Consider the following 24,371-nt stretch of genomic DNA (forward strand, 5'->3'; position numbering starts at 1 on the left):
GTGGTGGAGGCGGTCCCCATGGGTCCCCGTTCGGATAGACACGGCACGGCCGGTGACGATCTCCCAATGTCGTCACCGGCCGTGTGTCTTTGCCGGGTGTGGCGCCTCAGCTCGCGGTGTCGCTGCGCGTGGGTGCCGTGACGGTGATGAACCGGGCCGCGGTCTCCACGGCCAGGCGCGCTTCTGAGGACAACCTCGGCATCAGCTGGAAGACGTGCCCCTGGTCTGGCCATGCCTGGATCACCGAAACTCCACCGGCACCGACGATCTCGGCGTGGGTGGCCCGGGCATCGGCGCCCATGACCTCGAGGGCCCCGTACTGGATGAGGGTCTTGGGCAGCGTCATCTCCGGGGTCAGACGGATGCGCATGCGCGGATGGTCGGGGTCCGCGGTCCGCGTGTAGAGACGGAGGATCTTGCGCGCGGTGATCGCGTTGATGATCGGGTCGTGGACGCCGCTGCGTTGATTGTCCACGGCCAGATCGAAAGTCGGGTCGTAGAGCGGGGAGAAGAGCACCATCGATCCGGGCTGCGGGGTGCGGGTCGCGTGGTTGACGGCGAGGACGTCGAGGGCGAGGTGCCCGCCGGCCGAGTCGCCGGCGATCACGATGTCCTCGGCGCGATACCCCTGCGCGAGAAGCCATCGGTATCCCCGGATAGCGTCGTTTCCCGCACAGGGCCAGGGATGTTCGGGACCGAGCCGGTAGTCGAGGCTGAACGCCGACAGTTCCGTCAGGTTGCCCAACCGCGCGACGAGCCCGCGGTGCGTGCGCGGCGAGCACACCACATATCCGCTGCCGTGGAGGTAGTAGATGACCCGGGTGCCCGGCTGCGGAACCGCGGCGCGTCGGCCCGTCACCCATTCGCCGCGGATCTGGCCACCGCGGAACGTCTCCCGGATCGGCCCGACCATCGTGCCCGACGGCGGCGGACTGAGCCGTTCGATGGTGCGGTCCAACCCGGGGCGGGTCCGCTGGATCATCTGCGCCGTCACCCGGGGGTGGCTGCGACGTGCGGCGAGCATCATCGGCCAGGTCACCCGTGCGAGGTAGGCGTTGACTGCACGCGACCGGCGCGAGCCGTGCGGGTCCACGCCGAGCCGGCCGAAGGGGTTCTCGTCGTCCGCGGGCGGGGTCGGGGCACCGCCCGTGATGGAAGTGACGCTCATCACCCGACGGTATCGGTACCGGATGTCCGATGCGCGGCGATCGTCTGCGGTGACACCGGACCGCGACCCCGCCGCGATCGAGTGGCCGCCGCGATGGATCCGTGTCGTTACCTACAGAAGGCCGACAGCTCACTTCGCAGGGACGTCGCGGTGATGTCCGTACACGCCCGATTTCTCCTCTGACGTGCAGGAGCGGGGTCGTTGTGGTAGCCGGATTTCGATAGTGGGCACCCCACGTGGAAAAATGACACACAATGCTCATACGGCAGCCGCGGGCGCCCTTTGTAGTGCTGCGCGTAAAGCCGAGATGAGCAGGGTGTTCGGGCCCCGACGACGCGGCCCGGGAGAATCCGTCAGCAACGGCGCTGACGGGGCCACCGCCATGTGATTGTCGGCTCTGCCCCAGGTCAGCCCCTTGAGGGCGGCAGACGACGACGCTGTTGGGGACAGCGAGGTCCGCACGGCGACGGACAGTGACGTCCGAGGCGAGAAGGCCGGCAACGGAGCCGGTGATACAGGCGGGGTGGCCCCCAAACATTGACGACGGTTAGTGCGTGCACCCTTCGCACGCAAAGTGAGGCGAATATGAAGCAGGCTCCGGGACCGGTCGGTCTCTACGACCCACGCAACGAGCACGATTCGTGCGGCGTGGCGTTCGTCGTGGACATGCACGGACGACGCAGTCGCGACATCGTCGACAAGGCGATCATGGCCCTGGTCAACCTCGAGCACCGCGGTGCCGCGGGTGCCGAACCGAACACCGGTGACGGTGCCGGGATCATGATCCAGGTTCCCGACCGCTTCCTGCGGGAGACGGTCGACTTCGAGCTTCCCGCCGAGGGCAGCTACGCGACCGGTATCGCATTCCTCCCGCAGGGCTCCGAAGACGCTCGGCTCGCCTGCGCGGGCGTCGAGAAGGTCATCGAGTCCGAGGGCCTGACCCTGCTCGGCTGGCGCGAGGTGCCCACCAACGAGAATTCGCTCGGTGCGCTCGCCCGGGACGCGATGCCCACCTTCCGCCAGGTCTTCATCGGCGGCGCCGAGGGCATGGAACTCGAGCGTCGCGCGTACGTCGTGCGCAAGCGCGTCCAGTACGAGCTCGGCAACAAGGGCGCGGGCGCCGACGGCCCCGGCCGCGAGACCGTCTACTTCCCGTCCCTGTCGGGACGCACCTTCGTCTACAAGGGCATGCTCACGACGCCGCAGCTGCGGGAGTTCTACGTCGACTTGCAGGACTCGCGCGTCGAGAGCTCGCTGGGCCTCGTCCACTCGCGCTTCTCCACCAACACCTTCCCGTCGTGGCCGCTCGCGCATCCGTTCCGCCGCGTCGCCCACAACGGCGAGATCAACACCGTGACGGGCAACGAGAACTGGATGCGTGCCCGCGAGGCGCTCATCGACACCGAGGCCTTCGGTGCCGACGCGGCGTCGAAGATCTTCCCGGTCTGCACCCCCGGCGCATCGGACACCGCACGTTTCGACGAAGTGCTCGAACTCCTGCACCTCGGCGGCCGCAGCCTGCCGCACGCCGTCCTGATGATGATCCCGGAGGCCTGGGAACGTCACGAGTCGATGAAACCGGCGCACCGGGCGTTCTACCGCTATCACGCCACGATGATGGAGCCGTGGGACGGCCCGGCGTCGGTGTGCTTCACCGACGGCACCGTCGTCGGAGCGGTGCTCGACCGAAACGGCCTGCGCCCCAGCCGTATCTGGGTGACCAAGGACGATCTCGTCGTGATGGCCTCCGAGGTCGGTGTCCTCGACATCGACCACGCCGACGTCGTGCAGAAGATGCGTCTGCAGCCGGGCCGCATGTTCCTCGTGGACACCGCCGCCGGCCGCATCGTCGACGACGAGGAGATCAAGGACGAACTGGCCGCCGAGCACCCGTACCAGGAGTGGCTCGACGAGCACCTCGTCGACGTCAACGACGTGCGGGCACTGCCGCATGAGCACATGGCTCACGAGCGGGTTGCGTTGCGCCAGCAGGTCTTCGGCTACACCAGCGAGGAGCTGAACCTCCTCGTCGCGCCGATGGCCAGGACGGGGGCCGAGGCGCTCGGTTCGATGGGCACCGACACCCCGATCGCGGTGCTGTCCAAGCGTCCGCGCATGCTCTTCGACTACTTCCAGCAGCTCTTCGCGCAGGTCACCAACCCGCCGCTGGACGCCATCCGCGAAGAGGTGGTGACCGGTCTCGGCGACACGATCGGTTCCGAGGGTGATCTCCTGCATCCCGGTCCGAACACCTGCCGCAAGATCGAGATCCCCGAACCGACCATCGACAACGACACGCTGGCGAAGCTGGTCCGGATCGAGGAGGACGGCCGCTACCCGGACCTGCGCAGCAAGCAGATCCACGGGCTGTACCCGGTCGCCGAGGGTGGCGCCGGTTTGCGCGCCGCGCTGGACCGGATTCGCGCCGAGGTGAGTGCCGCGATCGACGACGGTGTGACCATCGTGGTGCTCTCCGACCGTGAGTCGGACGAGACCAACGCGCCGATCCCGTCGCTGCTGCTGACCGCGGCGGTGCACCATCACCTGGTCCGGGAGCGCAAGCGCACCCGGGTGGGCCTGGTGGTGGAGTCCGGCGATGCCCGCGAGGTCCACCACATCGCCGCACTCGTCGGCTTCGGTGCCGGTGCGGTCAATCCGTACATGGCCTTCGAGTCGATCGAGGACATGGTCGAGCGCGGCGTGCTCGGCGACATCGACTTCGCCACCGCACGCAAGAACTACATCAAGGCCGCCAGCAAGGGTGTGCTCAAGGTGATGAGCAAGATGGGCATCTCGACCATCGCCTCGTACACCGGTGCACAGCTCTTCCAGGTCATCGGCCTCTCCCAGGCGACCGTCGACGAGTTCTTCACCGGCCTGATCAGCCAGCTCGGCGGCATCGGTCTCGACGAGATCGCCGCCGACGTCGCCACCCGGCATGCACTGGCCTTCAGCGACCGGCCCTCGGAGCGCGCACACCGCGAGCTGGAGGTCGGCGGTGAATACCAGTGGCGCCGTGAGGGTGAGTACCACCTGTTCAACCCGGACACGGTGTTCAAGCTTCAGCACTCCACGCGCACCGGTCAGTACGGGGTGTTCAAGGAGTACACGAAGTTGGTCGACGACCAGTCGACCCGTCTCGGTACGCTGCGCGGCCTCTTCGACTTCAACTTCGGTGACCGCGACCCGATCCCGATCGAGAAGGTCGAGCCGGCCAGCGAGATCGTCAAGCGGTTCTCCACCGGCGCGATGAGCTTCGGTTCGATCTCCGCCGAGGCCCACGAGACGCTGGCCATCGCCATGAACCGTCTCGGTGGTCGCTCGAACTCCGGTGAGGGCGGCGAGGATCCGCGTCGTTTCCACCACGACGAGAACGGCGACTGGCGGCGCAGCGCGATCAAGCAGGTCGCGTCGGGACGTTTCGGTGTCACCTCGCACTACCTGTCGAACTGCACCGACATCCAGATCAAGATGGCGCAGGGCGCCAAGCCCGGTGAGGGCGGCCAGCTCCCGCCGCACAAGGTGTACCCGTGGGTCGCCGAGGTCCGCGGTTCGACGCCGGGCGTCGGCCTCATCTCGCCGCCGCCGCACCACGACATCTACTCGATCGAGGATCTCGCCCAGCTGATCCACGACCTGAAGAACGCGAACCCCAAGGCGCGCATCCACGTGAAGCTCGTCAGCGAGGTCGGCGTGGGCACCGTCGCCGCCGGTGTGTCGAAGGCACACGCTGACGTCGTGCTCATCTCGGGTCACGACGGTGGTACCGGTGCGTCGCCGCTGACGTCGCTCAAGCACGCCGGTGCGCCGTGGGAGATCGGCCTCGCCGAGACCCAGCAGACGCTGCTGCTCAACGGTCTTCGCGATCGCATCGTGGTCCAGGTCGACGGTCAGATGAAGACCGGCCGTGACGTCGTGATCGCCGCCCTGCTCGGTGGTGAGGAGTTCGGTTTCGCGACCGCGCCGCTCGTCGTCTCGGGCTGCGTCATGATGCGCGTCTGCCACCTCGACACCTGTCCGGTGGGCATCGCCACCCAGAACCCGCTTCTGCGTGAGCGTTTCGCCGGCAAGCCGGAGTTCGTCGAGAACTTCTTCCTGTTCATCGCCGAAGAGGTCCGGGAACTGCTGGCACGCCTCGGTTTCCGTACGCTCCAGGAGGCCGTGGGTCACGTCGAGGCTCTCGACACCACCAAGGCGCTGGCGCACTGGAAGTCGGAGAAGGCAGGCAAGCTCGACCTGACGTCGATCCTGACCATGCCGGAATCGCCGTTCATGAACCAGGACCTGTACTGCTCGGGCGTGCAGGACCATGCGCTCGAGAAGGCGCTCGACCAGCAGCTCATCGCACAGAGCCGCGACGCGATCGACCACGGCACCCGGGTGTCGTTCACGTCGAAGATCACCAACGTGAATCGCACCGTCGGCACCATGCTGGGTCACGAGGTCACCAAGACCTATGGCGCACAAGGTCTGCCGGACGGCACGATCATCGTCGACTTCACCGGATCGGCGGGCAACAGCTTCGGTGCATTCGTCCCCAAGGGCATCACCCTGCGCCTCGAGGGCGACGCCAACGACTTCGTCGGCAAGGGCCTCTCGGGCGGTCGCCTGGTGGTCCGTCCGGCGCGCAACGCGCCGGCCGACTTCGTCGCCGAGGACAACATCATCGCCGGCAACGTGATCGGCTTCGGTGCCACCGCGGGCAAGATCTTCCTGCGCGGCATCGTCGGCGAACGCTTCTGCGTCCGTAACTCGGGTGCGACGGCGGTCGTCGAGGGTGTGGGCGACCACGGTTGTGAGTACATGACCGGTGGACGCGTCGTGGTGCTCGGCGAGACCGGGCGCAACTTCGCGGCGGGCATGTCGGGCGGTATGGCGTTCGTCTACGACCCGGACGCCAAGCTGGCCGACAACCTCAACACCGAGCTCGTCGACCTCGAGCCCCTCGAGGACGAGGACATCGAGTTCCTCGCCGCCATCATCGACGAACACCGTGCCGAGACCGAATCCCCGGTCGCCGCAGCGCTGCTCGCCGATTGGGACACTGCCCAGACCAAGTTCGCCAAGGTCATGCCGCGGGACTACAAGCGCGTGCTGTTGGCCATCTCCGAAGCGGAGAAGACCGGGCGAGACGTGAACGAAGCGATCATGGAGGCCGCACGTGGCTGACCCCAGAGGATTCCTCAAGCACCCCGAGCGGGAGCTGCCCGACCGTCGTCCGGTCGAGCTGCGACTGCTCGACTGGAATGAGGTCTACACCGACTTCGACAAGGATCACCTGAAGACGCAGGCGAGCCGTTGCATGGACTGCGGTATCCCGTTCTGCCACAACGGCTGCCCGCTCGGCAACCTGATCCCCGAATGGAACGACCTGGTCTACAAGGACCAGTGGCGCGACGGTATCGAGCGTCTGCACGCGACCAACAACTTCCCGGAGTTCACCGGTCGCCTGTGCCCGGCACCCTGTGAGGCGTCGTGCGTGCTCGGCATCAACCAGCCGCCGGTGACCATCAAGCAGGTCGAGGTCGAGATCATCGACAACGCCTTCGACAACGGCTGGGTCACCCCGGTCCTGCCGTCGAAGAAGACCGGCAAGTCGGTGGCCGTCGTCGGTTCGGGTCCCGCCGGACTCGCTGCCGCACAGCAGCTCACGCGTGCCGGACACGACGTGACGCTGTTCGAGCGGGCCGACCGCATCGGCGGCCTGCTGCGCTACGGCATCCCCGAGTTCAAGATGGAGAAGCGCCACATCGACCGCCGACTGGCGCAGATGGAGGCCGAGGGCACCGTCTTCCGCACCGGCGTCAACGTGGGTGTCGACGTCACCGTCGAGCAGCTGCGGGCCGACTTCGACGCGGTCATCCTCGCCAACGGTTCGACCATCGGCCGCGACCTGCCGATCCCGGGCCGCGAGCTCGACGGCATCCACCAGGCAATGGAGTTCCTGCCGCAGGCCAACCGGGTTCAGCTCGGCGACACCATCGAGGGTCAGATCACGGCCAAGGGCAAGAAGGTCATCATCATCGGCGGTGGCGACACCGGCGCCGACTGCCTGGGTACCTCGCTGCGCCAGGGCGCCGAGATCGTCCACCAGTTCGAGATCATGCCGAAGCCGCCGATCGAACGCGCCGAGTCGACCCCGTGGCCGACCTACCCGCTGATGTACCGCGTGTCGTCGGCCCACGAAGAGGGCGGCGAGCGCGTCTTCTCGGTCAACACCGAGGAGTTCATCGGCGAGAACGGCAAGGTCACCGGGCTCCGCGCCCACGAGGTGGTCATGCGTGACGGACGCTTCGAGAAGGTCGAGGGCTCGGACTTCGAGCTCGAGGCCGATCTGGTCCTGCTGGCGATGGGCTTCGTCGGCCCGGAGCGCGAGGATCTCCTCGACAAGATGGGTGTCGAGTACGACGCCCGCGGCAACGTCAAGCGCGACAACAGCTTCGCTGCTGTCGGCCAGCCGGGCGTGTTCGTCGCCGGTGACGCCGGCCGTGGCCAGTCGCTGATCGTCTGGGCGATCGCCGAGGGTCGTTCGGCTGCCGCGGCCGCCGACGAGTACCTCACCGGTGCGTCGGATCTGCCGGCCCCGATCGTGCCGACCCAGGTCGCGCAGCGCTGACCTGCCGGCCACCACGAACGAGAACTCCCGCCCACCGAGAAGGTGGGCGGGAGTTTCGTTTTCTCGGCTACACACCCGGGGGGTGTGGCCATACACTCGGCCTATCGCGATCCATCCGTCGAAGGGGCAGCCCATGCGTCGAATCCTCGCCATCATGTGCACTCTGCTGTGTGCCGTATTGGGAGGGTTCGGGTTGAGCACGCCGCGTGCGGACGCGGCACCGGCCGGTTGCCCGAAGATCTACGTCCTCGCCGTTCCGGGAACCTGGTCCAACGGCGTGAGCCCGGGTGTCCTGGGTGCGGTCACCTCCGGGCTGGGGCCGGAGACCAAGGTCCCGTACGTCGGTTACGACGCGACCGCGTTCCCGTGGGAGAAGGCGATCTACGGGAAGTCGAAGGCCCAGGCCGTCGCCAACACCCGCGGCCTCGCCCTGCAGATGCTGGCGCGGTGCCCGGGCACCCGGATCGCTCTCGTCGGGTACAGCCAGGGCGCCGACGCCGCGGGTGACCTCGCGTCGGAGATCGGCACCGGGCGCGCCTTGATCCGCCCGGGTCAGGTTGCCGGCGTCGTCCTGATCTCCGATCCCCGACGATCCCGCAAGGACAACGTCGTCGGTCCGGCCCTGCGCGGTGAGGGCAGCGGCGGACCCCGCATCGACGGCATGGGCTGGGTCCTCCCGCGGGCGTTCACCCTCTGCGAACCGTCGGACATGTACTGCAACACCCCGCGGGACTTCTACATCACCCGCATCGCCGGATACCTGGCCGAGACCAGCGACCCGACGCCGAGCCAGATCCTCCAGTACCAGGCCGAGGCGGCGGTGATCGTTCGTGAGCTGCTCACCCTCGGTGGGCCCGGCGCGATCGTCCAGGAACTCGGCAACAAGCGTGCGCGCGACCAGATCATCTCGTTCAACAAGTTCTTGCAGTCGGGATCGCACGGCACCTACGGCGACTTCCAGGTCAGGCCCGGTGTCAGCGCGGTCACCTGGGCCAACCGTTTCCTCGCCGGACTGGCCTGAGCCGGTCGTTCCTCAGCTTGAACCGCGCATGCGCTGCGGGTTCGAGCGATAGAACCCCAGGATGAATTGGTCCGAGTGGATGGCATACGCCGCCGCGTTCGCTGCGTAGCATTGGTGCTGGTAGATGCCGCGTCGCTACCCGGATCGTAACGCTCGGCGTGCCATGATCGATTAAGTCGGCAGGTGCGACAGTCACGATTCCGGGACACCGGGGACGTGGAATCTCACGTGTTGACGGGGCTCGGGGTGAGTGGTGCAAACCACGAATTACCCCGGAGACAGCGATGGGTACTGTCGCTACAGTAGATCAAAGTCAGAGTCCGTTGTAACGAATGTGAATGCACCAGGAAGTGATTGGTCATGAAGTTGGCTGACACATTTCACCCGCCCCGCCGGGGCTCATTGCTGAATTCGCTCACCGGGGGGCGACTCGGTGGCCGTCGAATCGACTCATCGACGTTCCCCGCCGAAGCAGAACGCCTCATCACGCCGGCCGAACTCAGGCGTCTCGGCCTTCGTTCCTGATCCGGGGGGATCACACACCGGGGTTTCGGTGTCCGGGGGATTCTCAAACCTCGTCGCGGGCGACCCGCACGCTCATCCCGCCCACCTCGACCACGTCGCCGAGCGTGAGCTGACGACCACGCCTGATCTCGACCTCACCGTTGACGGTCACCAGACCGTCGGCGATGACCTCCTTGGCCTCGGCGCCGGATTCGATGAGGTTGGCCAGTTTCAAGAACTGGCCGAGGCGGATGGAGTCGTCGCGGATCGTCACGTCGTACACAGTCTGAGATCATGCCCCGTGACGGCGGAGTCGGCCACACCGGCACGACCGCACCGGCTTCTCGATGCAGATATGTGCCGCCGCAGGATCCAATCAGCGTGGAGTGCCGAGTCGCACCCGTGCGGACGACTACCGTCGACGCATGGCCACCGACACCCCCCTTGCGCCGGTCGACCCGTCCAGCCCCGACGAACATCCCGAGGCACCCCGGCGGACCCCCACCGCGGCTGACCGGCGCTCCCTCGTCCTCCTCGACAAGATCAGGCGCCCTACCGGATTCGGCCGCAACGCCCCGCACATCGCGGGCACCGTCGTCGGTGTCCTGGCGACGATCGCGTTGCTGTCCAGCCTGTTCCCGGCCTTTCGTCGTCTGATTCACGACCCTCGGCGTTACGTCGACGACTACGTCATCACGCTGCCCGACACGAGTTTTGCGTGGGCTTTCGTCTTGGCGCTGATCGCGATCGCGTTGTCGGCACGCAAGCGGATCGCCTGGTGGATCAGCGTGATCTATCTGGTGCTCTTCATGGTGGGCAACGTGCTCTATCTGATCCCGGCGCTCGAGGACGACCTCGACGTGACGTCGTGGGATCGGACGAACCTCTACATCGGCCTGGTCATCGACCTCGCCGCGTTGGTCTTCCTCGTGGCGACCTACCGGCAGTTCCACACCAGGGTGCGCCGGGGTGCGATTCCCGCGGCGATCGCCACGCTGGTCGTCGGTCTCGGCATCGCGACATTGCTCGGCTGGGCGCTGGTCTGGGCCTTCCCTCACACGCTGACGCGCGGCGATCGCCTTCCGTACGCGTTCAACCGTGTGGTCGCCTTCGGCGCGATCGACCAGGAGGCGTCCTTCGACGGTCGCCACGCCCCGATCTTCGTGAACGGCCTGCTGGGTCTGTTCGGTGCGCTCGCGCTGATCGCCGCGGCGGTCGTACTGTTCCGGTCGCAACGACTGCGCTGGTTGATGACCGCGGAGGACGAAGCGCTCATCCGTGCGCTCATCACCCGCTTCAACGACGACGATTCGCTGGCCTACTTCTCCACCCGTCGGGACAAGGCGGTCGTGTTCTCGCCCGACGGCCGGGCGGCGATCACCTACCGGGTCGAGGTCGGCGTCGGAATGGCCGGCGGTGACCCGATCGGCGATCCGGAGTCGTGGCCCGACGCCATCACGGAGTTCCTCACCCTCTGTGAGAAATACGGGTGGCATCCGGCTTCCATCGGGTCGAGTTCACGCGGCGCCGCGGCCTACGACGCCGCCGGCTTCATCTCGCTGAACATCGGTGACGAAGCCATCCTGCACACCCGTGAGTTCAGCCTGAGCGGGCCGGCGATGAAGGCCGTGCGCCAGGCCGTCACCCGCACGCGGCGCGCCGGTGTGACCGTCCGGATCCGACGCCACGGCGACATCGGCGATGCCGAGATGGAGAAGGTCGTCGCCCGCGCCGACGACTGGCGCGACACCGACGAGGAGCGCGGTTTCGCGATGGCGTTGTCGCGCATCGGCGATCGCGCCGACGACGACTGCTTGCTGGTCGAGGGCGTGGTCGGCGAGGGCACCCCGGACGAGCAGGTCGTCGGCATGCTCTCGTTCGTTCCCTGGGGTCGCCGCGGCGCCTCCCTGGACCTGATGCGACGCGATCGGCAGGGACCGAACGGCGTCGTCGAGACGATGGTGGCCGAATTGTGCCGCAACTCCGAACAGTTCGGCATCACCGAGGTCTCGCTCAACTTCGCGGCCTTCCGCGCGTTCTTCGAGCAGGGCCCGCAGATCGGTGCGGGCCCGGTCATGCGCGCCGGCTACTCCGTACTGATGTTCGGCTCGCGGTTCTTCCAGATGGAGTCGCTGTACAAGTCGAACGCCAAGTACCTACCGGACTGGCAGTCGCGGTATCTGTGCTTCGAGGACAACCGCATCCTGCCGCGCGTCGGACTCGCCGCGATCGTCACCGAAGGGTTCATCACCCTGCCCAGGTTCGGGCGGGCCAAGCACTATTCCGAAGGCCAGCCGTCGATTCCGGCCGGCGTCGACGCGCCTGCGCTGATCGCCGAACTGGAAGCCGAGGCAGCAACTCCCGAGGGTGCCGTCGTGCACCGTCCCGAGCAGGTGCGGGTCCGACTCGACAAGATGGACCGGCTCGTCGAGCGTGGTTTCGATCCCTATCCGCCCGCCGACCAGCCGACGCACACCATCGCGCAGGCGCGGACGGAACCCGAGGGCACCGTCGTCACCGTCGCCGGCCGCGTCACGCGTCTACGTGACTTCGGCAAGGTGGTGTTCGCCGACATGCACGACTGGTCGGGCGAGGTGCAGATCCTCGTCGAGGAGTCGCGGGTCATCCCGGGCACTCCCGACTTCGGTACCGACGTCGACCTCGGTGACCTGATCCAGGTGCGCGGTGTCGTCGGCACCAGTCGCAAGGGCGAATTGTCGATCCTGATCGACGCCTGGCGGATCAACGGCAAGTGCCTGCGACCACTGCCGGACAAGTGGGCGGGCCTCACCGATCCCGAGGCCCGCGTGCGCCAGCGCTACGTCGATCTCGCGATCAACGAGGAGAGCCGGAAGAACCTCGCGATCCGCAGTCTGGTGGTGAAGTCGTTGCGCGACTTCCTCGCCGCGCGCGGTTTCCTCGAGGTCGAGACGCCGATCCTGCAGCAGATCCACGGCGGCGCCAACGCGACACCGTTCCAGACGCACATCAACGCCTACAACCTCGACCTCTATCTCCGGATCGCGCCGGAGCTCTACCTCAAGCGCCTGTGTGTCGGCGGCGTGGAGAAGGTCTTCGAGATCGGACGCAACTTCCGCAACGAGGGCGTCGACTTCAGCCACAACCCTGAGTTCACGAGCCTGGAAGCCTATGAGGCGCACAGCGACTACCTCAAGATGCTGGACCTCACCCGCGAGCTGATCCAGCACGCGGCGACGGCGGCCTACGGCGAACCGGTGATCATCCGCACCGACGCCGACGGAAACGAAGAGCGCGTGGACATCTCGGGCGAGTGGCCGGTGAAGACCGTCCACGAGGTGGTGTCCGAGGGGGCGGGCGAGGAGATCACGCCGGAGACGTCGGTCGAGCAGCTCCGGGCGGTGTGCGATCGCCTCGAGATCAACTACCGCCCGGACTGGGACGCCGGACAGGTCGTGCTCGAACTCTACGAACACCTCGGCGAGGACCGCACGACGTTCCCGACGTTCTACACCGACTTCCCGACGTCGACGTCGCCGCTGACCCGCGCACACCGCAGCAAGCCCGGCGTCGCCGAGCGCTGGGATCTGGTGGCGTGGGGAGTGGAGCTCGGCACTGCGTACACCGAGCTGACCGACCCGGTGGAGCAGCGCAAGCGTCTCACCGAGCAGTCCGTCCTGGCCGCCGACGGCGACCCGGAGGCGATGGAGCTCGACGAGGACTTCCTGCAGGCGCTCGAGTACGCGATGCCGCCGACAGGTGGTCTGGGCGTCGGCGTCGACCGCGTGGTCATGCTCATCACCGGCCAGTCGATCCGCGAATCGCTGGCGTTCCCGCTGGCCAAACCGCAGGACGCGTGAGCACAGGCACACTGGTCGGGTGAACCCGATGACGCGCACCGACGGTGACGTGCCCGCAGCGCCGGGCACGTTCGTCACCGTCGGTGAACATCGGTTGCATGTGCTCGACGAGGGGTCGGGTCCGCCGCTGTTGCTGATGGCGGCGCTGGGTAGCAACTGGTTCGACCTCGACCCGCTGGTGGCCCGGCTCTCGACGTCGTGGCGGGTGATCCGCTACGACCGGCCGGGTTACGGGTTGTCGAGTCCGGTTGAGCGGCAGCACCTCCCGACCCTGCTCGGCGAGGTCGACCGGATGGCGGCGGTGCTCGACGCCCGTGGTGTGACCGAACCCGTTGTGGTGGTCGGGCATTCGCTGGCGTCGCTGTACGTGGAGGCATTCGCCCGGCAGTATCCCGGCCGGACGGCCGGCGTGGTCGTGCTCGACGGCTCGTATGTGCTCGTGCCGTGGCGCCTCGTGCCGTTGTCGTTCCGGGTGGGGAACGCGCACCGGCTGGTCGGGGTGGCGCGTGCGCTGACGAGCCGCGTCGGCATCCAGCGCTGGCCGAGTCTGCAGGTGTGGAAGCGGGTCGTGCCCGCGCCTCCCGAGGGTCGCGGTGAGCAACAACGAAGTTGGGGAGCCCGCGTATTCGGGCAACCACCGTTCCTGCTGGCCATGCTCGTCGAGAACGCGGCCTTCGGTGCGATGGACAAGACCCTGCGCGGTCTTCGTCGAACCGCTCCGATGCCCCGCGTACCGGTCGTCGTCGTGGTCGCATCGTCGACGCTGCGCGGATGGCGGACGTTCTGGGAGTGGAAGCAACGGCGCTACTCGGACATCCTGGGCGCCGACGAGACCGTCGTCCTGACGCGGGCCAAGCACTTCCTGGTCTCCGAGCGGCCGGACGAGGTCGCGGAGATCATCGACGGCCTCGGCGGTGAACGCTCGCCCGAACCTACCCGCGAGTAACCCAGAACTTGCGGTAACACCTAAACTGGTCGGCATGAGCGAGCTGACCTTCACCCCGACGGCTGATCTCGTCGACGAGATCGGGGCCGACGTCCGTAGTTGCGACACCCAGTTCACGCAGTACGGCGGCAATCGCGAGTTCGTCGGGCGCGTCACCACGGTCAAGTGCTTCCAGGACAACGCCCTGCTGAAGTCCATCCTGAGCGAGTCCAACCCCGGCGGCGTACTGGTCATCGACGGCGACGCGTCGGTGCACACCGCGCTGGTCGGCGACATCATCGCCGAACTCGGCCGGTCCAACGGCTGGGTGGGGATCATCGTCAACGGCGCCATCCGCGACGCCAAGACCATCGGCGGGATGACGATCGGCGTCAAGGCGCTGGGCACCAACCCCCGCAAGTCCACCAAGACCGGCGCCGGCGACCGTGACGTCCCGCTGACGATCGGTGGCGAGACCTTCAACCCTGGCGACATCGTCTACTCCGACGACGACGGCATCGTGCTCGTCAGTCCCGAGAGCTGATCGCCCCCCGTCTTCGACCATCCATCGCAACGCTGCTGAGGAGCCCCGAAATGCCGAAGCCCACCGCCGATTACTTCACCCGTCTCGGAGCCCTCGTCGCGATCGACGACGCCGCGAGTCGTCCCACGCGCCCGGTGCTGGAAGCGTTCAGCGGCTCCGAGATGGCCACCATCCCGGTCGCGACGGCAGAGGACCTAGAGACCGCGGTCGCCCGCGCCCGGCAGGCCCAGCAGGGGTGGGCGGCCCGGACCCCGGCCGAACGCGCCCAGGTCATCGACAAGTTCTCCGACCTCGTCTTCCGCAACTCCGAGTCGTTGATGGACATAGCGCAGGCCGAGACCGGCAAGGCCCGGATCTACGCGCAGGAGGAAGTGATCGACGTCGCGATCACCGCGCGCCACTACGCGACCACCGGACCCAAGCTGCTCGCCGACCGCAAGGTCAAGGGCATGCTGCCCGGCGCCACCAGCGTCCGGGTGCGGCATCTGCCCAAGGGCGTCATCGGTGTCATCAGTCCGTGGAATTACCCGCTGACGCTGGCCGTGTCCGACGCGGTCGCGGCGCTCGTCGCCGGCAACGGTGTGGTCATCAAACCCGACAGCCAGACCCCGTACTGCGCTCTGGCGCTGGCGGAACTGCTCTACGAGGCGGGTCTTCCGCGGGAGCTGTACGCCGTGGTCCCGGGACCGGGCGGCGTCGTGGGCCAGGCGATCATGGCCTCGACCGACTACGTGATGTTCACCGGGTCGTCGGCCACCGGCGCCACCCTCGCCGAGCAGGCGGGTCGTCGGCTGATCGGCTTCTCGGCCGAGCTCGGCGGCAAGAACCCGATGGTCGTCACCGCGAACGCCGACATCGCCAACGCCGTGCAAGGCGCCGCGCGCGCCGCGTTCTCCAACTCCGGTCAGCTGTGTATCTCGATCGAGCGGATCTACGTCGACAAGCGGATCGCCGACGAGTTCGCCGAGCGTTTCGCGGCTTATGTCTCGATGATGAAGCTCTCGGGCACCTACGATTTCACCGCCGACATGGGTTCGCTGGCGTCGGCCGCGCAGATCGACACCGCCGAGGCGCACGTCCAGGACGCGGTCGCGAAGGGTGCCAAGGTCCTCGCCGGCGGCAAGCGGCGTCCCGATCTCGGCCCGTTCTTCTTCGAGCCGACGGTTCTGACGGATGTCACCGACGACATGGTCTGCTACGGCAACGAGACCTTCGGGCCGGTCGTCTCGATCTACCCGGTCGACTCCACGGACGAGGCCATCAAGCTCGCCAACGACACCGAGTACGGGCTCAACGCAAGCGTTTTCGCGGGGAGCAGCGCCGAGGCCCAGGCCGTCGCCGAACGGCTGCGGGCCGGCACTGTCAACATCAACGAGGGGTACGCCGCCGCCTGGGCGTCGACCGCCGCGCCGATGGGTGGCATGGGGATCTCCGGTGTGGGCCGACGCCACGGCGAAGAGGGTCTGCTCAAGTACACCGAGGCACAGACGATCGCCGAGCAGCGCTTTATCGGCATCGACCGCGCCCCGCTGGTCCCCAAGAACATCTACCGGGCCATCACGCCGACCGCGGTGCGCGCGCTGAAGTACCTGCCCGGCCGTTAGATCTCGATCTCACCGTTTCGCCCCAACCCGGCACCGCGTCGTGGCTACCGTGACTTCTGTGACCCCGACACGTCGTGAACGCAGGAAGCACAGTCGATCGCCGGCGCGCGGGCTCGCGGCGGTCATGGTCTCAGCGGCGACGATCGCCGGGATGGTCGTCGGGGCCCCGGCGGCTCACGCCCAGGCGCCGCTCAAGGTGACGACCGTCGCGGGTGGGCTGACCATCCCGTGGGGCGTCGTCGTCGCACCGGACGGCACGGTGCTCACCGGGGAGCGCGCGGGGAGGTTCGTAGCGGTGCGCCCTGGTGGGACGCGCGTCAACGTCACGGCCGATCTGTCGAACATCTTCGCGTTCCACGAGGCCGGGCTGATGGGACTCGCCATCGACCCCCGCTTCTCCGAGAACCGACGGGTGTACTCGTGTCAGGCCGAATACACCGTGCCGGGCGCTTTCACCGTGCCGGAGCCGCTGGCTGGTGCGCCCATCCCGGCGCCGCAGACCGGTCAGACCACCAAGGTGGTGTCATGGCGGGTCAGCGCGGACTGGACGAAGATGGCGCGCGAGCGGACGATCCTCGGCAACATCCCGGTGAACTCCTCGGGAAGTCGTGCCGGCTGTGGACTCGCCGTCACCCCCGACAGCATCTGGGTCGGCACCGGTGACACCGGCACCCCGTCGTTCGCCCAAGCCCGGAAGTCGCTGGGCGGCAAGGTTCTGCACATCACGCGCGATGGCACCCCGGCACCGGGCAATCCGGACCCGCGCAGCCCGGTATACAGCCTCGGCCACCGCAACGTCCAAGGTGTCGCGGTGGCCCCGGGCAGTGGCCGCGTCTACGCGGTCGAGCAGGGGACGACCCGGGACGACGAGCTGAACCTGATCGTCGCCGGCGGCAACTACGGCTACAAGCCGGACCGCACCCCGCTGATCTACGACGAGTCCGTGCCCATGACCGACACCGGTCGCGTCCCGGGCGCGATCGGGCCGGTGTGGTCGTCGGGTGACTCGACGATCGCGACGCCGGGTATCGCCTTCCTTCCCGCCACGGGCTGGGGCCCGTACAGCGGTGGACTCGTCCTCACCGCGCTGAAAGGGAAGCGGCTCGTCTTCCTGAAGCTGTCCGACGACGGACGCCGCGTCGTGTCGAAGACCGAGGCCCTCGAGCAGAAGCACGGCCGTCTGCGGAGTGCCGCCGTGGCACCCGACGGGTCCCTGGTGCTGACGACGAGTGACGGTGACGGTTCCGACCGCATCCTGCGGGTGCGCTGGGAGGACTGAGGCGTGTGCGATGACGCGCTGGGTGTGAGAGTGCGGCGATGACCGACAGGCTGACCACGTTCCGGCGCGGCGCGTACACCTTCGACGTGCTCGACGCCGGTCCGCTCGACGGCGAACCGATCGTCCTGCTGCACGGCTTCCCGCAACGAGCGCGCTCGTGGGATCTCGTCGCCCCGCGTCTGCACGCCAGGGGTTTCCGCACGATCGCTCCGGATCAGCGCGGTTACTCACCCGGGGCGCGACCCACCCGGCGCCGAGAGTACGTCCAGGGAGAGTTGGTGGCGGACGTGCTAGCGCTGTTCGACGCCGCGGGTGTCGAGGATGCGCACGTCGTCGGACACGACTGGGGTGCGGCGGTGGCGTGGACACTCGCGGCCCACCACCCCGATCGGGTGCGAACGCTGACCGCGCTGTCGGTCCCGCATCCCGGTGCGTTCCTGCAGGCGATGCCCCGCGGTCAGATCCTCCGGTCCTGGTACATGCTGGCGTTCCAGATCCCGGCGCTGCCGGAGAAGCTACTCGGGCGGTTGATGACCACGCGACCGGATTTCGGTGTGCGGATGGGGTTCCCGGAACCGTTCGCCTCCCGCGTGGTTCCCGACATCGCCGAGTACGGGGCACTGCCCGGAGCGCTCGGCTGGTACCGCGCGATGGCCATCCCCGACAAGAGGTCGACGCCTGCGCAGGTGAAAGTGCCCACGTCATATCTGTGGGGCGACCGCGACATCGCCCTGGGCAGGGTCGGCGCGCAACTGTCCTCGGGGTGGGTCGACGCTCCCTACGACTTCGTCGTCCTGCCGGGTGCCGACCACTGGCTCCCGGAATCCCGGCCCGACGAGGTGGCGGCGGCGATCCTGAGGCGCATCGAGTCGGCGATTGTCCGATAGGTCCCAGTTGTCGCCAGAACGTGGCCGGATTGATGCCTCGACCTGGGTTTGAATCCTCCGGCCGGTGGTAATTCGGCCGTTGTGAACCGATCTGATCGAGTGACCCACCCTGCGACGCCTGAGGTCGTAGGGTCGGACCCAGATCGCTCGGAGGGTACCCATGAAGCAGCTCGTGGGAACGAAGAGACAACCGACGACCCATTGCGAGGTGTCGTGACACGAATCGAATTGCGACAAAGGCTGTTCCGTGGCTGAACGCGGCGCAACACCCAAGGTCTCCCCGCTGCGCCGAGGTTTCCTCGGCGCGATCCGGCACCTGTTCAATCCCCTGCACCCCGACGACTACCTGGAGCTGATCAATCCGCTCTGGACGACTCGGGAGCTGCGCGGGCGGGTCGTCGAGGTACGGCCGGAGGGCGTGGATGCGGCAACGGTGTGGATCAAGCCGGGCTACGAGTGGCCGGGTCACCAACCGGGGCAGTATGTCCGTCTCGGGGTGGTCATCGACGGCGTGTTCCATTGGCGCGCTTACTCGTTGACCTCAGATCCGCATCCACGCGACGGCCTGATCAGTGTGACGCCGAAGCTGGTCGAGGAGGGAAAGGTCTCGCCCTACCTCGTCCACCGCATACGCCCGGGGGAGATCGTGCGGCTCGGCGAGATCGAGGGCGTCTTCACGCTCCCCGATCCGTTGCCGGAGAAGATGCTGTTCATCAGCGCGGGCAGCGGGATCACCCCGATCATGAGCATGCTCCGCGACCTCGACCATCGCGATCGGATCGACGACGTGGTCGCCATCCACTCGGCGCACAGCGACGAGCAGGTGATGTTCCGGTCCGATCTCGAGTCGATGGACGATCGGCACGACGGCTTCGATCTGACGTTGCGCATCACGGGCAGGGACGGTCGCATCAAGGCTGCCGACCTCGACGAACTCTGTCCGGACTGGCGTGAACGGCAGGCCATGTGTTCCGGACCCCGTGAGCTCCTCGACAGCCTCGTCGAGCATTTCGAGTCCGAGGGTGTCGGCGACCGAATCCATCTCGAACGTTTCCAGCCGATCATCGGCGGGAATGCCGGAGAGGGTGAGGGGGGCACCGTCCGGTTCACTCGCAGTGACACCGAGGTGACCTGTGAGCCGGGCCAACCGATCCTCGTCGCAGGTGAGGAGAACGGCATGGAGCTGAAGTTCGGCTGCCGGATCGGTATCTGCCACACCTGCACCGGGGTTCTCAAGCAGGGGAGCATCCGGGACCTGCGTACCGGCGAGGTGAGTTCGCCAGAGGGAACGAGCATCCGCATCTGCGTGAACACCGCCGAGGGAGACGTCGACGTCGACCTCTGACCGGACGTCAGACCCCACTCCGTAGACCGAAGGTCAGGATCTACACCGTAGACCGAAGGTCAGGATTGACCGGGAGGAACAAACATGACAACCACCGATTCCGGACAGCGCGTGACCAGCCCGTTGGCGCACCTCGATCAGGAGACGATCGACAAGCTCGCCGAGGAGTTCGACGCCATCCACGACGAGGTCTACGGCGACCTCGGCGACCGCGACCGGCGTTACATCAAGACCGTCATCGCCACCCAGCGTCAGCTCGCCACGCTGGGGCGCATCGTGTTGCTCAACTCGCGTTCGCGGGGAGCCTGGGTCGCCGGAACGGCGTGCCTCGGTATGGCCAAGATCCTGGAGAACATGGAGATCGGCCACAACGTGATGCACGGGCAGTGGGACTGGATGAACGATCCCTACATCCACTCGTCGGTGTGGGACTGGGACACCGCCTCCACCGCGGAGGCCTGGAAGCACTCCCACAACTACATCCACCACACCTACACCAACATTCGCGGCAAGGACAAGGATCTCGGCTACGAGATCATGCGCATCGACCCGAACCAGAAGTGGCACCCGGTCTATCTGCTCCAGCCGTTCTACAACGTCCTGCTGACCGCCTTCTTCGAGTGGGGTGTCGCGCTGCACGACCTCGACCTGGAGGCGATCCGGCGCGGTGAGAAGCCGATGTCGGAGCTCACCAAGGACCTCAAGGGCATCGCGGTCAAGATGCGTCGCCAGGTCGTGAAGGACTACATCGGCTGGCCGGCGATCAGTGCGGGTGCATTCCTGCTGAGCCAGGCCGCGACGGGCGGTGCCATCCGGCAGCCGTCGACCTCGCGGATCGGCAATGCGATCCGACGCCGCGGTGGCCGGCGAGGTCGTGCCGCTGCGAAGTTCGCCGACCAGGTGCTGCCCGGTGCGGAGAGCACCTTCCTGCGGACCCTGACCGCGAACTTCACCGCCAACATCATCCGGAACGTCTGGGCGCACGCCATCATCTTCTGTGGCCATTTCCCGGACCAGACCTACACATTCAGCCAGGAAGAGGTCGAGAACGAGACCCGCGGCGGCTGGTACGTCCGTCAGCTCGTCGGTGCGGCGAACATCGAGGGCAGCCCGCTGTTCCACATCATCAGCGGCAACCTCGGCTACCAGGTGGAGCACCACCTGTATCCCGATATGCCGAGCACCCGGTACGCAGAGGTCGCACCCAAGGTGAAGGACATCTGCGAACGCTACGGATTGCCTTACAACACAGGACCTTTCGGACAACAGTGGGGCCAGGTCCACCGCACCATCGCGCGCCTGGCGTTCCCCGGCGGCAAGGCGCGCCCGAAGCCGGGACCGTACCACCGGCCGCCGCACTCGCGGGGCGAGGAACCGGGTCCGAGCGAAGCCGCACGCTTCCGCGGACGGCTCCCCGCCGAACACCCGAACGCCGGACCCGAGCACGAGTCGGGCGGCGTCGAGGTCTCACCGCCGCCGCGGTAGCCCCTCAGCGCAGGACGCGCCGCAGCACCACGAACACCAGCATCGCCACGACCGCCGCCAGCCCCGCGTAAGCGGGGGGGAGGTTGGTCGTCGGCGGCTCGGTGGGTGCACCTGATCGCAGCTGGGCGAAAGTGGCTCGCGCAGCATCGGATTCGGCGACGACGTCAACCGGCGGATGCGCCGGTGTCGGCGCGGGGGCGGGGGCGGGAGCCGGCATCGGGGTCTCCGGGGCGGCCGGGGTTTCGGCGACGGGCACCTCGGTGACGGGAGGTACCGACTTTGGGGGTGCCTTCTTCTCCGGCGCCTTCTTCTGGGCGGCCTTCTTCGCGGGTGCTTTCTTCGCGGCCTTCTTGGTGGGTGCTTTCTTCGCGGCCTTCTTGGTGGGTGCTTTCTTCGCGGCCTTCTTGGTGGGTGCTTTCTTGGCCGGGGCCTTCTTCGGCGCAGGTTTCGGTGGGGTCGCCTGCTCGGGGGCCGGCGTCGCATCCGGTTGAGCCGGTCCGGGATCGGCCGCCGCCGACTCCTGGGGAGGTTCGTCGTTGTTCGCACCGTCGTCGGACGGCGTGACGTTCGGCTCCTGCTCGGTCATACGGCGCTCCCTTGCGTGTGTCCCGGCCTTGCGTGTGTCTCCGGGGTGTGCGCGCAGGGGAGATCCCCGACGCGACGCGTGGAACCCATCTTAGAGGTTCAGGAGCGAACGCCGAGGCGCGCGAGGATGTCGGCGTCGATGGCGACGAGCTCGTCGTCGATCGCCTGGTGGGCCGTCCGGCGCTGCCCGGCCGACATGGTCTCGGCCGCGCCGACCGCGATGTCCAGGTTGTCCAGACGCTGGGTCATCGCCGTGACGAAGTCCTTGGCGTCGGCGCTGGTGTCCTGCGCGACGACCTTGTCCAGGGTGGTGCGCGTGGTCGCGATCCGGGCGGACAGGGCGGCACCGTGGCCGCTGAACTGGCGCAACACTTCTGGCGACACACCCGCACGACTGGCCTGCAGCGCCGAGAGCTGTGCGCGACCCGCGACCGCCGCGCGGTAGGCGATCGGGACGGCGATGGGCGCCACGAGGCGAGCGACCGTGAGGTAGCGCTTGACGCTGGCCGGGCTGAACACCTTGGCGTCGGCGGCTGCCTTCGCCTCGGCACTGGCCCTCTTGGTCTCGGCCTTGACGACCTTCTCCTGGGCCTTCGCCAACTGCTTGGCGGTCTTGCGCTCCGCCTTCAGATCCTTCTGGAGGTACTTGTGCTCGGTCTTGCGACGAGCCTTCTGTTCCTTCCGCCGGTGCTTGGCGTCGAACTTCGCCTCGAGCTTGGCTTTCGTCTTGAGAGCCTTGGCCTCTGCGCGGCGCTGAGCGCGAGACCTACCGTCGGAGGAGAACAAACCCATCGAATGACCTTTCGCTGCTGCCGAGTGGACCGCTGCGGGCGTGGTAACAAGTACAAGCATGACACGTGGCCCGCCGGGGCCACGCGTCCGACTGCTCGAGCCGAGAAAGGGATGGCGTGGCCTCTGTGGTGTTGTCGCCGCGCGATCTGGCGGGTTGCGAGCACCGGGTCGCCCTCGACTTCGGTCACGAGGGGCGTCCCGGTACCGAACCGGACCCGCCCGGCGTCCAGCGACGCAAGGAGGCCGCGGCCGACCATCGGGCCGCGGTCCGTGATCTGCTCCGCGGCATCCACAGCGATCAGCCGGGCGCGTTCGTCGCCGTCGACCCGCAGTCCCGGGCCGTGGACCGGGTTGCCGCCACCATGAAGGCCTGCGACGCGGGTGCCGCGTGGATCTGGAATGCTGCGCTGCCCACCGACGTCGAGCACGGGCGGCGGGGCCACGCCGAACTCCTGGTGAGGGTGGGGGACGGATACGTCCCGGTCATCGTCGTCAATCACCGGGTCACCCAGCCCGCGAAGACCGCCCCGGATCCGAGCCGCCCGCCGACCCTGGTCACCAGCCCGCTCTGGGGCTGGGCGCCCAGCCCCGATCCGTATCGCACCGCCCGGCCCAACCGGCGCGACGCACTACGCCTCGCCCAGCTCACCGCGATGCTGGTCGAGATCGGTCGCACTCCGTCATCGGAGAGCGGGGGTCTGCGCGGCGGCGTGATCGGAGTCGACGCCGACTGCATCGTCGTGCACGACACCGGTGCGATGCTCGACGACTACAACGAGGTCCTGGACCGCCGTCGGGCGATCGCGGCGCAGCAGGTGCCGACCGAACCACGACGCGTCGCCGAATGCCGGTCGTGTCCGTGGTGGGTCAAGTGCGGTCCGGAACTGGAGGCCGTCCGCGACGTGTCGCTCGTCGCCACCGGAAACCAGGGCACGGCACTCATCGAGGCGGGCATCACCACGATCGACCAGCTCGCCGCACACCGCGGGGATCCGCCCGAGAACTGGCCGGGCAGTGCACGATTCGACGATGCGGTGATCGGCGCGATCGCCTGGCTCACCGGAACCGAGCTCGTCCGGCGCCTCGACACCCCGCGGGTGTACCGCGCCGACGTCGAGGTCGACGTCGACATGGAGAGCTTCGGCGAACACGGTGCCTACCTGTGGGGCACACTGCGCACCGACACCACCGCACCCGACGAGCCCGTGGTGTACCGGCCGTTCGTCACCTGGGACCCGCTGCCCACGCGCGACGAGGCGAGGTCGTTCGCCGAGTTCTGGGCCTGGCTGACCGCCGAACGGCTCGCCGCCCGGCAGAGCGGGAAGACCTTCGCGGCGTACTGCTACTCACAACAGGCGGAGAACCGGTGGCTGCTGGGCTCGGCCGACCGGTTCGCCGGCGAACCCGGTATCCCGACGCGCCGCGAGGTGGAGGCGTTCATCGCCTCCGACGAGTGGGTCGACATCTACGAGGCCGTCGGCGAGAACTTCATCTGCCCCCGCGGCAAGGGACTGAAACGGGTCGCGCCCGTCGCCGGGTTCGCGTGGCGCGACGAGGACGCGAGCGGCGAGGCGTCGATGGAGTGGTACAGCGCCGCGGTCGCGCTGGGCGGTGGACGCCCCGATCTCGGTCAGCGCAAGCGGTTGCTGGAATACAACGAGGACGACGTGCGGGCCACAAAGGCGTTGCGGGAGTGGATCTCCGGGAGTGCCGTCGAGGACATTCCCCACGAACGCGATCTGCTGGCCCGGACCGACTACTGACCTGCCGAGACGGT

General features: G+C 67.7%; 16 protein-coding genes. 12 read left to right on the top strand and 4 right to left on the bottom strand.

Annotated features, from left to right (window positions below; genetic code table 11):
- Positions 1-106: 106 nt before the first annotated feature.
- On the bottom strand, positions 107-1,168 hold the full coding sequence (locus tag GKZ92_RS00905; protein WP_155224901.1) for an alpha/beta hydrolase fold domain-containing protein: 1,062 nt from the start codon (positions 1,166-1,168) through the stop codon (positions 107-109).
- Between the two features lie 585 nt (positions 1,169-1,753).
- Between GKZ92_RS00905 and gltB the strand changes: the two genes are divergently transcribed.
- From gltB to GKZ92_RS00920, 3 genes are all read left to right on the top strand, one after another.
- The gene (gene gltB, locus GKZ92_RS00910) at positions 1,754-6,337 is read left to right on the top strand and encodes a glutamate synthase large subunit (RefSeq protein ID WP_006358877.1); all 4,584 of its coding nucleotides are present in this window, start codon (positions 1,754-1,756) and stop codon (positions 6,335-6,337) included.
- A complete protein-coding gene (locus tag GKZ92_RS00915; protein ID WP_006358876.1) occupies positions 6,330-7,784 on the top strand; it encodes a glutamate synthase subunit beta in 1,455 nt (484 codons plus the stop codon). The genes gltB and GKZ92_RS00915 overlap by 8 nt, the downstream gene beginning before the upstream one ends.
- 133 nt (positions 7,785-7,917) lie before the next feature.
- Positions 7,918-8,805, top strand: a complete 888-nt coding sequence (locus tag GKZ92_RS00920; protein WP_155224902.1) for a cutinase family protein — start codon at positions 7,918-7,920, stop codon at positions 8,803-8,805.
- Between the two features lie 568 nt (positions 8,806-9,373).
- Here GKZ92_RS00920 and GKZ92_RS00925 read toward each other — a convergent pair.
- Entirely contained in the window at positions 9,374-9,592 is a 219-nt protein-coding gene (locus GKZ92_RS00925) for an RNA-binding S4 domain-containing protein (protein WP_127961974.1), read from the bottom strand.
- 142 nt (positions 9,593-9,734) lie between these two features.
- Between GKZ92_RS00925 and lysX the strand changes: the two genes are divergently transcribed.
- The 8 genes from lysX to GKZ92_RS00965 all read left to right on the top strand — a co-directional run bounded on the left by lysX (position 9,735) and on the right by GKZ92_RS00965 (position 21,217).
- Positions 9,735-13,148, top strand: a complete 3,414-nt coding sequence (gene lysX, locus GKZ92_RS00930) for a bifunctional lysylphosphatidylglycerol synthetase/lysine--tRNA ligase LysX (protein WP_196222023.1) — start codon at positions 9,735-9,737, stop codon at positions 13,146-13,148.
- A gap of 28 nt (positions 13,149-13,176) precedes the next feature.
- Positions 13,177-14,094, top strand: a complete 918-nt coding sequence (locus GKZ92_RS00935) for an alpha/beta fold hydrolase (protein ID WP_155224904.1) — start codon at positions 13,177-13,179, stop codon at positions 14,092-14,094.
- A gap of 34 nt (positions 14,095-14,128) precedes the next feature.
- Positions 14,129-14,617 carry a ribonuclease E activity regulator RraA gene (gene rraA / locus GKZ92_RS00940; RefSeq protein WP_127961971.1) on the top strand — a complete coding sequence of 163 codons (489 nt, stop codon included), beginning with the start codon at positions 14,129-14,131 and terminating at the stop codon, positions 14,615-14,617.
- A 50-nt stretch (positions 14,618-14,667) separates the two neighbouring features.
- On the top strand, positions 14,668-16,221 hold the full coding sequence (locus tag GKZ92_RS00945; RefSeq protein ID WP_006358871.1) for a succinic semialdehyde dehydrogenase: 1,554 nt from the start codon (positions 14,668-14,670) through the stop codon (positions 16,219-16,221).
- A 58-nt stretch (positions 16,222-16,279) separates the two neighbouring features.
- Positions 16,280-17,500: a PQQ-dependent sugar dehydrogenase gene (locus tag GKZ92_RS00950; RefSeq protein WP_155224905.1), complete on the top strand. Its 1,221-nt coding sequence runs from the start codon at positions 16,280-16,282 to the stop codon at positions 17,498-17,500.
- A gap of 38 nt (positions 17,501-17,538) precedes the next feature.
- Entirely contained in the window at positions 17,539-18,387 is an 849-nt protein-coding gene (locus GKZ92_RS00955; RefSeq protein ID WP_155224906.1) for an alpha/beta fold hydrolase, read from the top strand.
- A gap of 247 nt (positions 18,388-18,634) precedes the next feature.
- Positions 18,635-19,732, top strand: coding sequence for a ferredoxin reductase (locus GKZ92_RS00960; RefSeq protein WP_155224907.1), 1,098 nt, complete (start codon positions 18,635-18,637; stop codon positions 19,730-19,732).
- Positions 19,733-19,816: 84 nt separating this feature from the next.
- Entirely contained in the window at positions 19,817-21,217 is a 1,401-nt protein-coding gene (locus tag GKZ92_RS00965) for a fatty acid desaturase family protein (RefSeq protein WP_155224908.1), read from the top strand.
- Between the two features lie 4 nt (positions 21,218-21,221).
- Here GKZ92_RS00965 and GKZ92_RS00970 read toward each other — a convergent pair whose 3' ends face one another.
- Together GKZ92_RS00970 and GKZ92_RS00975 are read right to left on the bottom strand one after the other, a co-directional pair.
- The gene (locus tag GKZ92_RS00970; protein WP_075862655.1) at positions 21,222-21,803 is read right to left on the bottom strand and encodes a hypothetical protein; all 582 of its coding nucleotides are present in this window, start codon (positions 21,801-21,803) and stop codon (positions 21,222-21,224) included.
- Positions 21,804-21,901: 98 nt separating this feature from the next.
- Positions 21,902-22,594 carry a DUF6474 family protein gene (locus GKZ92_RS00975; RefSeq protein WP_035754198.1) on the bottom strand — a complete coding sequence of 231 codons (693 nt, stop codon included), beginning with the start codon at positions 22,592-22,594 and terminating at the stop codon, positions 21,902-21,904.
- A 116-nt stretch (positions 22,595-22,710) separates the two neighbouring features.
- Here GKZ92_RS00975 and GKZ92_RS00980 point away from each other — a divergent pair, with 116 nt between their 5' ends.
- Entirely contained in the window at positions 22,711-24,357 is a 1,647-nt protein-coding gene (locus GKZ92_RS00980) for a TM0106 family RecB-like putative nuclease (protein WP_075862653.1), read from the top strand.
- The last annotated feature ends 14 nt before the right edge of the window (positions 24,358-24,371 follow it).

This window comes from Gordonia sp. 135, assembly GCF_009720185.1.
Classification (GTDB): Bacteria; Actinomycetota; Actinomycetes; order Mycobacteriales; family Mycobacteriaceae; genus Gordonia; species Gordonia alkanivorans.

Excerpts from the sequence above, each read along its gene's own strand:
- GKZ92_RS00920 (WP_155224902.1), top strand. The coding sequence starts at position 7,918 with ATGCGTCGAATCCTCGCCATCATGTGCACTCTGCTGTGTGCCGTATTG.
- GKZ92_RS00945 (WP_006358871.1), top strand. The coding sequence starts at position 14,668 with ATGCCGAAGCCCACCGCCGATTACTTCACCCGTCTCGGAGCCCTCGTC.
- GKZ92_RS00905 (WP_155224901.1), bottom strand. The coding sequence starts at position 1,168 with ATGAGCGTCACTTCCATCACGGGCGGTGCCCCGACCCCGCCCGCGGAC.
- lysX (WP_196222023.1), top strand. The coding sequence starts at position 9,735 with ATGGCCACCGACACCCCCCTTGCGCCGGTCGACCCGTCCAGCCCCGAC.
- gltB (WP_006358877.1), top strand. The coding sequence starts at position 1,754 with ATGAAGCAGGCTCCGGGACCGGTCGGTCTCTACGACCCACGCAACGAG.
- GKZ92_RS00935 (WP_155224904.1), top strand. The coding sequence starts at position 13,177 with ATGACGCGCACCGACGGTGACGTGCCCGCAGCGCCGGGCACGTTCGTC.
- GKZ92_RS00955 (WP_155224906.1), top strand. The coding sequence starts at position 17,539 with ATGACCGACAGGCTGACCACGTTCCGGCGCGGCGCGTACACCTTCGAC.
- rraA (WP_127961971.1), top strand. The coding sequence starts at position 14,129 with ATGAGCGAGCTGACCTTCACCCCGACGGCTGATCTCGTCGACGAGATC.
- GKZ92_RS00965 (WP_155224908.1), top strand. The coding sequence starts at position 19,817 with ATGACAACCACCGATTCCGGACAGCGCGTGACCAGCCCGTTGGCGCAC.
- GKZ92_RS00975 (WP_035754198.1), bottom strand. The coding sequence starts at position 22,594 with ATGGGTTTGTTCTCCTCCGACGGTAGGTCTCGCGCTCAGCGCCGCGCA.
- GKZ92_RS00970 (WP_075862655.1), bottom strand. The coding sequence starts at position 21,803 with ATGACCGAGCAGGAGCCGAACGTCACGCCGTCCGACGACGGTGCGAAC.